15 protein-coding genes and 1 pseudogene are annotated in these 11,649 nt (G+C 68.3%); 9 read left to right on the forward strand and 7 right to left on the reverse strand.

The annotated features are described in order from the left end of the window. The first annotated feature begins 14 nt into the window (after positions 1 to 14). The 7 genes from ACQP1K_RS16595 (at position 15) to ACQP1K_RS16625 (ending at position 7,121) form a co-directional block, all read left to right on the forward strand. Positions 15 to 866 carry a 3-hydroxyacyl-CoA dehydrogenase family protein gene (locus ACQP1K_RS16595; RefSeq protein WP_433496618.1) on the forward strand — a complete coding sequence of 284 codons (852 nt, stop codon included), beginning with the start codon at positions 15 to 17 and terminating at the stop codon, positions 864 to 866. Further along, on the forward strand, positions 863 to 1,648 hold the full coding sequence (locus ACQP1K_RS16600) for an enoyl-CoA hydratase/isomerase family protein (protein ID WP_433496619.1): 786 nt from the start codon (positions 863 to 865) through the stop codon (positions 1,646 to 1,648). Before ACQP1K_RS16595 ends, ACQP1K_RS16600 begins: the two co-directional genes overlap by 4 nt. Then, positions 1,638 to 2,675, forward strand: a complete 1,038-nt coding sequence (locus tag ACQP1K_RS16605) for a phosphotransferase family protein (protein ID WP_433496620.1) — start codon at positions 1,638 to 1,640, stop codon at positions 2,673 to 2,675. The genes ACQP1K_RS16600 and ACQP1K_RS16605 overlap by 11 nt, the downstream gene beginning before the upstream one ends. Before the next feature lie 64 nt (positions 2,676 to 2,739). Beyond that, positions 2,740 to 3,147 carry a nuclear transport factor 2 family protein gene (locus tag ACQP1K_RS16610; RefSeq protein WP_433496621.1) on the forward strand — a complete coding sequence of 136 codons (408 nt, stop codon included), beginning with the start codon at positions 2,740 to 2,742 and terminating at the stop codon, positions 3,145 to 3,147. A 557-nt stretch (positions 3,148 to 3,704) separates the two neighbouring features. Continuing rightward, entirely contained in the window at positions 3,705 to 4,784 is a 1,080-nt protein-coding gene (locus tag ACQP1K_RS16615) for a glycoside hydrolase family 88 protein (protein WP_433496622.1), read from the forward strand. A 117-nt stretch (positions 4,785 to 4,901) separates the two neighbouring features. Then, positions 4,902 to 5,765 carry a TauD/TfdA dioxygenase family protein gene (locus ACQP1K_RS16620; RefSeq protein ID WP_433496623.1) on the forward strand — a complete coding sequence of 288 codons (864 nt, stop codon included), beginning with the start codon at positions 4,902 to 4,904 and terminating at the stop codon, positions 5,763 to 5,765. Positions 5,766 to 5,879: 114 nt separating this feature from the next. Continuing rightward, positions 5,880 to 7,121: an amidohydrolase family protein gene (locus ACQP1K_RS16625; protein ID WP_433496624.1), complete on the forward strand. Its 1,242-nt coding sequence runs from the start codon at positions 5,880 to 5,882 to the stop codon at positions 7,119 to 7,121. A 146-nt stretch (positions 7,122 to 7,267) separates the two neighbouring features. Here ACQP1K_RS16625 and ACQP1K_RS16630 read toward each other — a convergent pair. Further along, positions 7,268 to 7,579: pseudogene (locus ACQP1K_RS16630) on the reverse strand (transposase); the annotation flags it as partial. Positions 7,580 to 7,612: 33 nt separating this feature from the next. On the opposite strand from ACQP1K_RS16630, the gene ACQP1K_RS16635 reads away from it, so the two are divergent. Next, on the forward strand, positions 7,613 to 7,927 hold the full coding sequence (locus ACQP1K_RS16635) for a hypothetical protein (protein WP_433496625.1): 315 nt from the start codon (positions 7,613 to 7,615) through the stop codon (positions 7,925 to 7,927). Continuing rightward, a complete protein-coding gene (locus ACQP1K_RS16640; protein ID WP_433496626.1) occupies positions 7,924 to 8,091 on the forward strand; it encodes a hypothetical protein in 168 nt (55 codons plus the stop codon). The genes ACQP1K_RS16635 and ACQP1K_RS16640 overlap by 4 nt, the downstream gene beginning before the upstream one ends. A gap of 218 nt (positions 8,092 to 8,309) precedes the next feature. On the opposite strand, the gene ACQP1K_RS16645 is transcribed toward ACQP1K_RS16640, so the two are convergent. The 6 genes from ACQP1K_RS16645 to ACQP1K_RS16670 form a co-directional block, all read right to left on the reverse strand. Continuing rightward, a complete protein-coding gene (locus tag ACQP1K_RS16645) occupies positions 8,310 to 8,723 on the reverse strand; it encodes an SDR family NAD(P)-dependent oxidoreductase (RefSeq protein WP_433496627.1) in 414 nt (137 codons plus the stop codon). Further along, positions 8,717 to 8,923, reverse strand: a complete 207-nt coding sequence (locus ACQP1K_RS16650; RefSeq protein ID WP_433501561.1) for an SDR family NAD(P)-dependent oxidoreductase — start codon at positions 8,921 to 8,923, stop codon at positions 8,717 to 8,719. The genes ACQP1K_RS16645 and ACQP1K_RS16650 overlap by 7 nt, the downstream gene beginning before the upstream one ends. Further along, a complete protein-coding gene (locus ACQP1K_RS16655; RefSeq protein ID WP_433496628.1) occupies positions 8,862 to 9,392 on the reverse strand; it encodes a pyridoxamine 5'-phosphate oxidase family protein in 531 nt (176 codons plus the stop codon). The genes ACQP1K_RS16650 and ACQP1K_RS16655 overlap by 62 nt, the downstream gene beginning before the upstream one ends. Continuing rightward, a complete protein-coding gene (locus ACQP1K_RS16660) occupies positions 9,389 to 9,766 on the reverse strand; it encodes a TauD/TfdA dioxygenase family protein (RefSeq protein WP_433496629.1) in 378 nt (125 codons plus the stop codon). Before ACQP1K_RS16660 ends, ACQP1K_RS16655 begins: the two co-directional genes overlap by 4 nt. A 383-nt stretch (positions 9,767 to 10,149) precedes the next feature. After that, a complete protein-coding gene (locus tag ACQP1K_RS16665; protein WP_433496630.1) occupies positions 10,150 to 10,893 on the reverse strand; it encodes an ABC transporter ATP-binding protein in 744 nt (247 codons plus the stop codon). Next, positions 10,890 to 11,630 (reverse strand): ABC transporter ATP-binding protein, encoded by a 741-nt coding sequence (locus ACQP1K_RS16670; RefSeq protein ID WP_433496631.1) that lies wholly within the window; start codon positions 11,628 to 11,630, stop codon positions 10,890 to 10,892. The genes ACQP1K_RS16665 and ACQP1K_RS16670 overlap by 4 nt, the downstream gene beginning before the upstream one ends. Between the last annotated feature and the right edge of the window lie 19 nt (positions 11,631 to 11,649).

Below are 11,649 nucleotides of genomic sequence, written 5' to 3' on the forward strand. Positions count from 1 at the left end.
GAAAGGAACGCACAGTGCCCAGTCTTGCCGTGATCGGAGCCGGTCTCATGGGCTCCGGCATTGCCCAGGTCGCCGCTGTGGGCGGCTACGACGTCGCGATCCACGACGTCGGTGAGGAGCAGCTCGGCCGCGCGCTCGGTGAGATCGAGAAGTCGCTGCGTCGGCTGGAGAAGAAGGACAGGCTCACCTCCCAGCAGGTCACCGAGGCCCTTGGCCGGATCGGCACGACCACTGATCTCGAATCGGCCGCCGGTCAGGCCGACGTCGTGGTCGAGGCGGTGTTCGAGAAGCTCGAGATCAAGCAGGAGGTGTTCCGGCGCCTCGACCGGGTCTGCAAGCCGGAGGCGGTGCTGGCCACGAACACCAGTGCCCTGCCGATCACGCAGATCGCCGCGGTCACCGACCGGCCGGAACAGGTGGTCGGCACGCACTTCTTCTCGCCGGTGCCGATGATGCGGCTGTGCGAGGTCGTCCGCGGTGTGAAGACCAGCGACGAGACCCTCGCCAGGGCCCGGTCGTTCGCCGAGGACCTGGGCAAGACCTGTGTCGTGGTCAACCGCGACATCGCCGGCTTCGTCACCACCCGGCTGATCGTGGCGCTCAGCGTCGAGGCCGTGAAGCTGCTGGAGAGCGGGGTGGCCACGGCCGAGGACATCGACACCGCGTGCCGCCTCGGGTTCGGCCATGCGATGGGGCCGCTGGAGACCATGGATCTCACCGGCATCGACGTCTTCGTCAACGCCTCCAGGAACATCTTCGCCGACACCGTCGACCCCAAGTTCTACCCGCCGGAGCTCTCGGTCCGGAAGGCGAGCGCCGGCGACTTGGGCAGGAAGTCCGGCAAGGGCTGGTACGACCACTCATGAGCGAAATGACCAGAGTAACCCTCGACATCACGGGCGGGCTGGCCGTCGTCACCCTCGCCCAGCCGCCCGTCAACGCCCTCGACCGAGCACTGATCGCCGAGCTGATGGAGGCGCTCGACGAGGTGCGCCGCAGCGAGGACGCCAGGGCCGTCCTGATCACCGGCGGGCGGAAGGTCTTCGCCGCCGGCGGCGACGTGAAGGAGATGCTCGGCTGGGACTACCGCAGAGCCGTACGCGACTCGGCCGCGCTCAGCGAGGCGTGCACCGCGCTGTCGCGGCTGCCGATGCCGGTCATCGCCGCCATCAACGGCTTCGCCCTGGGCGGCGGCTGCGAGCTGGCGCTCTCCGCCGACCTGCGCGTGTGCGCGACCGACTCGAAACTGGGCTTCCCCGAGATCCTCCTCGGAGTGATCCCCGGCGCCGGGGGCACCCAGCGGCTGCCCCGGCTCGTCGGCCCGGCCCGGGCCAAGGATCTCATCTTCTCCGGCCGGATGATCGGCGGACCCGAGGCCCTGGCCATCGGGCTGGTCGACCATGTGGTCGAGCCGGACCTGGTGCTGGAGAAGGCGCGGGAGCTGGCCGCTCCCTATCTCAACGGTCCCGCCATGGCGCTGCGTGCGGCCAAGGAGGCGATCGACCGGGGCCTGGAGGTCTCCCTCGACACCGGCCTCGAACTGGAGCGCGGCCTGTTCGCCGGGCTCTTCGCCACCGAGGACAGGATGATCGGCATGACCAGCTTCGTGGAGAAGGGCGTGGGAAAGGCGGAGTTCGTTGGCCGGTGAAGCCGTCTCCACCACGCCGGACCGGCTGGTCGGGGTCGACCTGGAACGGCTCACGCCCTATCTGGAGTCCGCGGTGGGGCTGGCCGGCCCCCTGCGGGCGTCCCTGATCGCCGGCGGTCGCTCCAACCTGACCTACCGGCTCACGGACGGCCGCTCCGACTGGGTGCTCCGGCGCCCGCCGGTCGGCCATGTGCTGCCCACAGCACACGACATGGCGCGCGAGTACCGGGTCATCGAGGCGCTGCACGGCACCGAAGTCCCGGTGCCCGCACCGGTGCTGCTCTGCCGGGACGTGGCCGTCCTCGGCGCTGACTTCTACCTGATGGAGCACGTCGCCGGTCCGGTGCTGCGCGGCGCCGCGGACACCGAGGGCCTTCCCCCGGAGGAGGCCGCCCGCTGCGCGCGCGGCCTGGTGGAGGTGCTGGCCGCACTGCACGCCACGGACCCCGCCGTGCTGGAGGGCTTCGGCCGGCCCGAGGGCTTCACCGCTCGCCAGATCTCCCGATGGGCCAGGCAGTGGTCGCTGTCGAAGACCCGGGAGCTGCCGGCCGTCGACGAACTGGCCGGACGCCTGGAGCGGGCCGTACCGCCGCCCCAGCGGGCGAGCGTCGTCCACGGCGACTACCGCCTGGACAACGTGATCTTCTCGCCGGGCGGCGGTGGCAGGATCGCCGCTGTCATCGACTGGGAGATGTCCACGCTGGGCGACCCGCTGACCGATCTGGGGCTGATGCTGGTCTACTGGGACAGGATCACCGAGGAGGTGACCGGCACCCGGCACGCGGTGAGCGCCAACCCCGGCTTCCCCGCCCGGGACGAGCTCGCCCGCGCGTACGGCGAGGCGTCCGGGCTGGATCTGAGCCGGCTCGATTTCTACGTGGCGTTCGGCTACTTCAAGCTGGCGGTGATCGCCGAAGGCATCCACGCCCGATATCTGGGCGGCCAGACCGTCGGCTCCGGCTTCGAGAAGGCCGGCCCGGCCGTACCCGGCCTCATCGAGGCCGGGCTCGCGGCGCTCCGGAGCTGATCCGCCGGTCGGAAACGGCGAGCGAGACCGCGTGCCGACCGCTCTCCACGAAAGGAGAACGAGGGTGAACGACGACCTTGCGGCGATCCACGAACTGAAGCACGCGTACTGCTGGCATTACGACGAGGGGAGCCTCGACGGGCTCATGTGCCTTTTCACCCCGGACGCCGTCTGCGACCTGGACGCCTTCGGCTCATGGCGGGGCACGGACGAGATCCGCCGAGGCTACGCCGAACAGATGGGGGCCACCGGGATCCCCGGTACCCGGCTGCACTCGGTGAGCAACCCGATCATCACGGTCAACGGGGACCTGGCGAGGGGCCGGTGGTACCTCGCCGATTACAACATCGAACCGGGTTGCACGGCCCCGGTGCGCATTCTCGCCACCTATGACGATGACTATCTGCGCGTCGACGGCAGGTGGAAGATCGCCCACACCAGGCTGACCATCCGATGGCGGGCACCCGCGTAAGGACCGGCGACGGAGCCTGCCGGCGTGAGTACCCGGCGTGCGGGCGATCGGTGACGCGGACCGGACCACCACAGGTCCGCGACGTTCGGTCCGGGGGTGGCAGCGCGGCCGTGCGCGCCGGGTGCCGTCGACGAACCAGCGCAGGATGAGTACGGCCTGCTTGAACGGCCCTGGGCGCGGTTGTTCTTGAGGGCACCGAGGCGGGCGCGGTGCACACGACAGCGGATAGGCGATCCGCCGCAGGCACGTGATCTGCTCAGTCACCAGCGGAAACCGGCGCGCGCCCAAGTGCCGCAACCGCCAACCGGCGACGGCGAGACCGGCAGCCGCATGGCACGCGTCCTGGCCATCCTGCAGACAGGACCCGAACGGCGGTGTCGCTCAAGGGAGATCGCCGAGCACTCTGCAATAAATCTAGCCCTTGACGTACAACGTCAATGAGATATCTTCACTCTGAACGTGAGCGGCGTGGGCCCTTCGTGGTTAGCCGCGCCGGCCTCAAGGCAGCCGTGCGGCCTCACCCGTCGGCAGGAGCATCCCGGGGCAAGGGAGCCTTCATGAGGGTCGAATACATCAACGACGAAGTGGTCAGCCGGGTCTTCTCCCACGCGGTGGCCCTGGACATTGACGACGATTATTGGGAGCGCCAAGGGTGCATGACGGCGCTCCTCGAATGGAACCATCCCGAGGGTCTCCCGACCGTCCGGCGGTGGCTCGACCGGGCCGTGGCCACCCAGACATCCGACGGCCGCCTGTGCTACGGCGGCACCACCAACCTGAGCTGGGGCGCCTTCCGCGTCATGGACACGGCGATCATGCGCGGGTTCACCGGAACCGCGAGCGTCAGCGCGTACTTCACCTTCCCGCTGATCCAGCTGTACGAGCGCACCCAGGAGAAGGTCTACCTGGATGCGGCCACACGGCAGATGGACGCGGTCCTGGCCGGACCGCGCACCAGCGAGGGCTTCCTGCTGATGAACGGTCAGGCACCGGAGATCTGGGTGGACGAGGTCTACCCGGTGTGCCGGGCACTGGCCCGGCTGGGCAGGATCTTGGAGCGACCCGCGCTCGTGGACGAGGCCTACCACCAGTTGCTGGTGGCCGGACGACGGTTGGTGGACCCGGCTGAGAAACTCTGTCGGCACATCTGGCGGGAGCGGCCCAACTCCTATCCCGAGTCCACCTTCTGGTCCCGGGGTAACGGCTGGCTGATCTGCGCGGCCGCCGAGGTGCTCGCCGAGGCTCCAGACCACAGCGAGGCGGCGACCGTGCGCGGGATGCTCGCGGAGATTCTGGAGGCCATTGCCCGCCGCCAGGACCGCAGCGGCTTCTTGCACGACTTCCTCGACGACCCCTCCACCCCGCTGGAGGCGTCCGGCACACTGATGTTCGCCTACGCGGCCGCGCTGGGCGCCGAGATCGGAGCCGTCTCCGACGTCGTGGAGCCGGCCGTTCGCGCTCTCGACGCGGTCGCGGGAATCGTCCAGCCCGACGGCAGCATCGGGCGCACGGTCGTCCCGCCAGGCGGCCCCGGCATCCCCTTCGGGCGGATGACCCTGGGTTCCAGCTTCTTCCTCCTCGCCGCGTATCACCTGCGCGACATCGTGCCGCTGAAGGGCCCGCACCTCGCGGTGTGATCCATCGGACCCGCCTCCCTGTCCGGTCGTGAAGCCACTGTCCACACCGGGGCCCGCCATCGGACCGACCAGACGGGATCCCCGTCATCGAACACCCCACGACGATCCGAGGACGCCGTGACCATTACCATCACCCCCCTACAAGGCACAACGTTCGGCGCAGTGGTACGCGGCGTCGACCTACGCGCCCTCGATGACGACGCCTCCTGGCGCCGGGTCGAGGACGCCTTCCACGCCCACGGAATCCTGATCTTCCCCGGGCAGGGCCTGACAAGGGACGAACACATCGCATTCGCTCACCGCTTCGGGGAGATCGAACGGCAGAGCGACCAGACCATGCGCAGCGATTTCATCGGCAAGCCGATCGTGCTCGACATCTCCAACGTCGACGCCGACGGGAACCACATCACCGACAGGAATCACCCCCAGGTCCGCTACCTGGGCGGCAACGAGGGGTGGCACTCCGACAGCTCGTTCAAACCCATCACGTCCAAGGCATCGATCCTCAACGCGGTCGAGGCGCCGTTGACGGGCGGTCAGACCGGCTACGCCGACATGCGCGCCGCCTACGACGAGCTGACCGAAGAGGACAAGGAACTCCTGGAGGGTCTGAGCGCCTACCACTCCCTGGAGTACTCTCAGGCCGCTGCCGGAGCGATCGACACACCCCCGGCCGCGGTACCCAGCGAGATGGTGGGAGCCTGGCATCCGGTCGTCCGGATCCATCCGGCGACGGGTCGCAAGTCCCTGTTCATCGGACGGCACGCCTGCCAGATCAGGGAACTGCCCCTCGACGAGGGCCGGCGGCTGCTCGACCGGCTGCTCGACGCCGCCTGCCGCCCGCCTCGCGTCTATTACCACCAGTGGCGACCGGGGGATGTCGTGGCGTGGGACAACCGCTGCATGCTGCACCGGGCGACCGAATGGGACCTGTCCGAGCGTCGCGTGCTCAGGCACGTACGGGTCGCCGGCGACAACTGAGGCATTCCACCGCGCGGCCCGCATCGGGGGAGACTCGCCGCACATCTCGAACACATACAACCGACCAGGGAAAGCGCCATACGGACGCGGTCCCCCTCGCTGAGAGGTGACGTCTTGGCCGACATCGACGATTTCATCGCCACCCACGGCAAGCGGACGGGACCCCCGCCGCTCGCGGCCGATCCCGAGCCCCGCCGCCGCCACTGGCCCCTGCTCTCGGTGGACGACCATCTGCTGGAGCCGCGCGACACCTTCGAGGGCCGGCTACCCGGCCGCCTCCAAGACCGCGCGCCGAGGATCGTCGAAGACGACGATGGCATGGAGTACTGGCTTTTCGAGGACGAGCGGGTGCCGATCAGCGGCGGCAACGTGATGAAGAGCTGGGACGCGGCTGATATGTACACCGGCCCGGTGCGCTTCGACCAGATGCGCCGCGGCGCCTGGGACGTGGACGCCCGCATCCGCGACATGGACGTCGCCGGCATCTACGCCTCCCTCTGTTTCCCCTCCATGGTCTTCGGCTTCGCCGGCTGGCGCTTCATGCGCATGAAGGATCGCGAGCTGGGCCTGGCGAGCCTGCGGGCGTACAACCAGTGGGTGCTGGAGGGCTGGGCGGGTGCGCATCCCGAGCGGCTGATTCCCAGCCAGGTCAGCTGCCTGTGGGACGCCGAACTGGCCGCCGAGGAGATCCGCCGCAACGCCGAGCGCGGTTTCCACTCGGTGACCTTCAGCGAGAACCCCGAGTCGCTGGGCCTGCCCAGTCTGTACACGGACTACTGGGACCCGTTCTTCCGCGCCTGCGAGGAAACCGGCACGGTCATCAACCTCCATGTCGGTTCCTCCGGGAAGACCATGCTGCCAAGCAAGGACTCCCCATCTGAGGTCCTGTCGGCGCTGTTCACTGTGAGCGCGCTGTCCTCGGCCGTGGACTGGATCTTCGCCAAGATTCCCGTGCGCTTCCCGGGCCTGAAGCTGGTGCTGTCCGAAGGGGGCATCGGGTGGCTGCCGATGCTGCTGGACCGGCTCGACTACATCGCGAGCGAATACGTGCCCGGGGGGATGACCGACACCTGGACCGGGATCGACATCACCCCCCGCGAGGTTCTGCTGCGCAATTTCTGGTTCGCCGCGTACTACGACCCGCGTACGATCGGCCGGCTGGAGGATCCCGTGCTGTCCCACGTCATGTACGAGGCCGATTACCCGCACGCGGACTCCTCCTGGCCGGACACACAGGAGATCTTGCGTCAGCAGTTCCAGAACCTCCCCACCTCGATCTGCGAGGCTGTCACCTTCCGCAATGCCTGCGACCTCTACAGGCATCCCCTGCCTCCGCCGGACTTCACTCAACCCTGATCCGGGCCTCCACTGCGCTCGCTCAACGGCATCCGCGCCCTGTACCCGGCCGAGGCCGCCGCCCTGCGTGGGCCCAAGAAGCAGGCCAAGACCGACAAGGCAGACGCCGCTCATCCGCGAACGCTGCCGGCCGACGGGCGGCTGCCCGAGTGCCTTAACGGCGTGAACAACCATGCTCCGGCCCGTTCGGGTTCGCCCTCGCGGGCCGGGCACGGCAACCGAACATGGCGCTCGGTGAGGTTCTCCTCGAAATCGCGGCCGTAATAGTCGTTGTCCGCGATGACCGTCCGGCCCGGGCGTCCAGTCAGGAGATCGCCGGCGCCGTCCAGCATTCCCAGGAGGGTTCTGACGTTCATCGGCCTTGGCGCCGGTAAGCGCGAAGACCACCGGCAGCCCGCCCAGGTGCACACCAGATGCAGCCGAAGCCCGCACAAGTACCGAGAGTGACTGACGCAGTAGACCAGCCCGCCGGGCTCACCGGCGCTCAGAGCATGGAAGCCACCAAGTCTGACGTATCGCACATCTCATCCGCCACCAACCTGCCGGGATGGCAGGCGGGCAACCGGTTCCCCTACTTCTGCGGAGGAATCAACGTTCTCCAGACGTCGCTCGTCGCCGCGACGAACAGCGACCTGCCTTCCATGAAGGAGGGCGCGTCGTGGCAGGAGGTCCTGAAGGTGGAACAGCCAGAGCTCGCGGCGGACTTCTGTGAGGCCACCAGAGAGGCCTTGGAATTCATCAAGGACCCCGCGAACCTGGAGACCAGCGCCAAGAGATGCTGTCCGATGACACCGGCGTTCCGGTGAAGGCGGCAGAGCTCGTGGTCGAGAACGTCTATTCCGACTTCACCGCCGATCTCCCCTCCGAGGAAGCGCTCACCACCACGCTCAAGGCATACGCCGATCTCGGGGTCATCAAGCCTGACCCGGTGCCGGACTACGACGAGCTGGTCGTGGCACCCGGCCGATGACTGGAGGGCTGGGCGAGTCGGAACCGTCCGGACATGGAGGTGGCCGCGACAGGCGCTTCCCAGCCGGCCCCAGGAGCGTAACCTGGCGGACGACCTGCCGAGGGCGAACGACATGCCAGTCCTGTGGGGCGACATTCCATCGTTCTTCGCCTGCGTGGCCGAGGCGTGCCGTAGTGCATGAAGCGTGCCGCGGTGCATATGGCCGGGAGTCGTCCGCCTCACCGGGGCCGTCGCGGGAGTCCGCGGCCATCTGCCCGGTCATCTGCCCGGTCATCTGCCCGGTCATCGCGATCACGCCGCTTTTCGCGGCGGCGTACGGCAGGACGCCATGGACGCCCGCCTCTCCGCCGATGCGGCGTGGACGATGCTTCCGGATCCCGGGACACCATCTCGCACAGAAAATACTTCGAGGTCGGCCAGACGCCCTTCAGGTTGAGGTCGATCATCCTGCGCCGCGTCTCCTCGGAGAGATCTCCCGCGGTGCCGACTCCCTCGATTCCGGCATTCGCGAAGACCATCTCCACCGTGCCGTGTTCGCCCAGGACCGCGCCCGCAAGGGCCGCCAGGTCCTCCGGCGATGCGACGTCGGCGACGTGACCGGTTGCCGAACGCCCCGTCAGTGGCGCTAGCACGGCCCCATCGCCTCACGGTCGCGATCCACGGCATGCACGTGGACTCCCTCCCGGACGAACATCTCGGTCGTGGACCACCCGATTCCCGAGGCCGCGCCGGTGATCAGCGCGGCCTTGTCCGCCGACCTTCCATCTCGCTCACTGCTCGGCCTCCCCTTGGCGGTCGGTCCTCGTGCTGTCGTGGCCGGCGAGCGCGGCAGCGACCTTGCGGTGGTCGTGACTGGTCGCCAGCGCTATCGGCGTGACCTCGATGACCACACGGTTCGGGCTGTCCAAGAGCCGTCGGAAGCCCTTCGGATCCCCGGGCCTGAACCGAGCCGCCATGGCGTCCAGCACCTCACCGACGTCGCTCACATCGTGGTGGATCGTCGCGAGCCCCCGGTAGGCGAGCATTCGACGACCGCTGAGCGGGCTTCCGGCGCTGGAGACGACGATCGACACCCGAGGTTCCCGAGCCAGGGCTCGCACGTGAGCTCTTCCCTCGACGGCCGTGAGCCAGAACACCCCGTCGCGCCGCAGGTAGTTCATCACCACCCCGCTTGGCCAGCCCCGCTCGTCCTCGAACACGAAGGTGCACTCGACCTGACTCTCGAGCAGTTCCTCGCGGTCGGGCGGATCGAGGCGGGCGTACGCGAGCGACTCCATCGCGCCGACGTAGGGTCTGGTCACGACGACCGCTCCGTGTCCGCTGCCATCACGTCGGCGGGTCGCAGTGGGTGGGAGACGTAGCGCGTCTGCGGGTGGTCGCGGTCCTTGATGCGGTTCCCGTCGGCGTCGATGTTGGAGATGCCGAAGACGATCGGCCTGCCCTCCAGGTCCGGGTTCATGGTCTGGTCCGACCGCAGCTCGAGTTCGCCGAAGCGGCGCGCGAACGCGGTCTGCTTCTCGACGCCGAGGCTCTGACCCTTGAGCACGATGACCTCGTGCTCCAGGAAGGCGCTCTCGATACCATGCCACGTGGTCTCGTCGAGCGATCGGACGTCGACGCCGTCGATCACGGCACCGAAGGTCTTCTCCACCAGGGGAGTCACGCGCAGCGTCATCGAAGCTGTCCGCCTCACCATCGGGCCCGGAGCCGGCGTCCGGGCGACCAGCAACTGAAAATATGTGACGTACAACGTACATAGTACGATATTGCAAACACGGACGTCGACGGACATCCGCGGGGAGGCCACGCCAGGCCGTCGTCCCCGGACGACCTCCTGGCGCCGGAGCCGAGGTGCCTGATTCCAGTGCTCCTCGCCATGGCTGCCGGCGCCGTGTCGCAGGGGTTCGTCCGCTTCACCTCCACGTTGTTCTGCCCGCCATGACCGACGACGTCCTTGGCGGCCACAGCGCGGCGGGGCCGTCGGTCAGTGCACGGGCGATCACCTCGTGGAAGATCATGATTCTCCTTGGTGAGAGTGGCGGTGTGACGCGCGAGGCGTCACGACGTACCGAGGTAGGACGCCCGGACCTCGGACCAGCGTGCGTTGAGCTCGGCCGCAGTGCCGCTCGTGCGGATCCGTCCGCCTGCGAGCACGTATCCGCGAGTGGCGTGCCGGAGCGCGAGGTGGACGTGCTGCTCCACGAGCAGCACTCCGATCCCCTGGCTGGCGGCGATCTCCTCCAGCGTGCCGAAGAGCCGCTCGACGATCACCGGCGCGAGACCCATCGACATCTCGTCGACCAGCAGGATCTCGGGGTTGCTGACCAGCGCCCGCGCCATCGCGAGCATCTGCTGCTCGCCGCCCGACATCAGCCCCGCTCGCTTGTGCCGCATGCGCGCGATCTCCGGGAAGAGGTCGTACACGTCCAGGGCGCCGGGCTTGGCGGTGAGCCGGAGGTGCTCGTCCACGGTGAGGGTGGGCCACAGCGACCGGTCCTCCGGGATGTGGGCGACTCCCCTGCGGGCGATGGCATGTGGCACGGTCCCGATGAGTGACTGGCCGTGGAAGGCGATGTCGCCCGAGGTGACGTTGACGAAGCCCGAGCACGCGAGCAACAGTGTGGTCTTCCCGGCGCCGTTCGGGCCCAGCAGAGTCACGATCTCACCGCGGGCGACCTCGAGGTCGACGTCACGCAGCACTTTCACATCGCCGTACCCGGCGTTCACCCCGCTCAGCCTGAGCAAGGGAGCGTCCTCGGCCGCCGCATCCGCCGCCGCGTCCCCATGGAGCAAAGCGTTCATGAGACGACCTCCGCGTCGCTGTCGATCGAGCCGTCGGTGCCCAGGTATGCCTTCGCGACGCGGGGATTCGCCCTGACCTCCGCCGGGCTCCCCAGCCCGATCTCCTTGCCGAAGTCGAGGACCAGGATCTCATCGCAGATATTCATGATCAAGTCCACGTCGTGGTCGACCAGGATGACGGTGACGACCTTTTGGTCGACCACGGCGCGAAGGCGCTGCCCGAGCCACTGCGACTCCTGCGCGTCGAGACCGGCCGCCGGCTCGTCGAGCAGGAGCAACCGCGGCTTCGCGGCGAGTGCACGCGCCACGGACACCAGACGAGCCTGCCCATGCGACAGCTCTGGGGGATGGAGGTCAGCCGCCCAGGTCACCGACATGAGCTCCAGCGCCTTGTCGACCGCCGCTTCGGCTTCATTTCCGTGCTTGATCCCGGCGTACGTCTCGAGGTTCTCCCGCACCGTCAGCTCATTGAAGAGCTCCAACGACTGGAAGGTGCGGACCAGCCCCGCGTGGCTTCGCCTGTGCGGCTGCCACCCGGTGAGGTCCTGCTTGTCGAACACGACGGTCCCGGTGTAGCGGACCATGCCGGTGATCGCGTCAATCATCGTGGTCTTGCCGGCGCCGTTCGGACCGATGAGTCCGAACAGGCTGCCTTCGGACACACTGGCGGTGATCCCGTCGACGGCCGTCACGCCGCCGTAGCGAACCGTGAGGTCGTTGAGCTCCAGGAGGTTCATGGGCTTGCTCGCTTCTCCC

The sequence above is a fragment of the Sphaerimonospora sp. CA-214678 genome, assembly GCF_050942215.1.
In the GTDB taxonomy this organism is placed as follows: Bacteria; Actinomycetota; Actinomycetes; order Streptosporangiales; family Streptosporangiaceae; genus Sphaerimonospora.

What these genes read in the sequence shown, in the direction of transcription:
- ACQP1K_RS16600 (WP_433496619.1), top strand. Translation starts at nt 863, where the DNA reads ATGAGCGAAATGACCAGAGTAACCCTCGACATCACGGGCGGGCTGGCC.
- ACQP1K_RS16615 (WP_433496622.1), top strand. Translation starts at nt 3,705, where the DNA reads ATGAGGGTCGAATACATCAACGACGAAGTGGTCAGCCGGGTCTTCTCC.
- ACQP1K_RS16635 (WP_433496625.1), top strand. Translation starts at nt 7,613, where the DNA reads ATGGAAGCCACCAAGTCTGACGTATCGCACATCTCATCCGCCACCAAC.
- ACQP1K_RS16660 (WP_433496629.1), bottom strand. Translation starts at nt 9,766, where the DNA reads ATGACGCTGCGCGTGACTCCCCTGGTGGAGAAGACCTTCGGTGCCGTG.
- ACQP1K_RS16665 (WP_433496630.1), bottom strand. Translation starts at nt 10,893, where the DNA reads ATGAACGCTTTGCTCCATGGGGACGCGGCGGCGGATGCGGCGGCCGAG.
- ACQP1K_RS16670 (WP_433496631.1), bottom strand. Translation starts at nt 11,630, where the DNA reads ATGAACCTCCTGGAGCTCAACGACCTCACGGTTCGCTACGGCGGCGTG.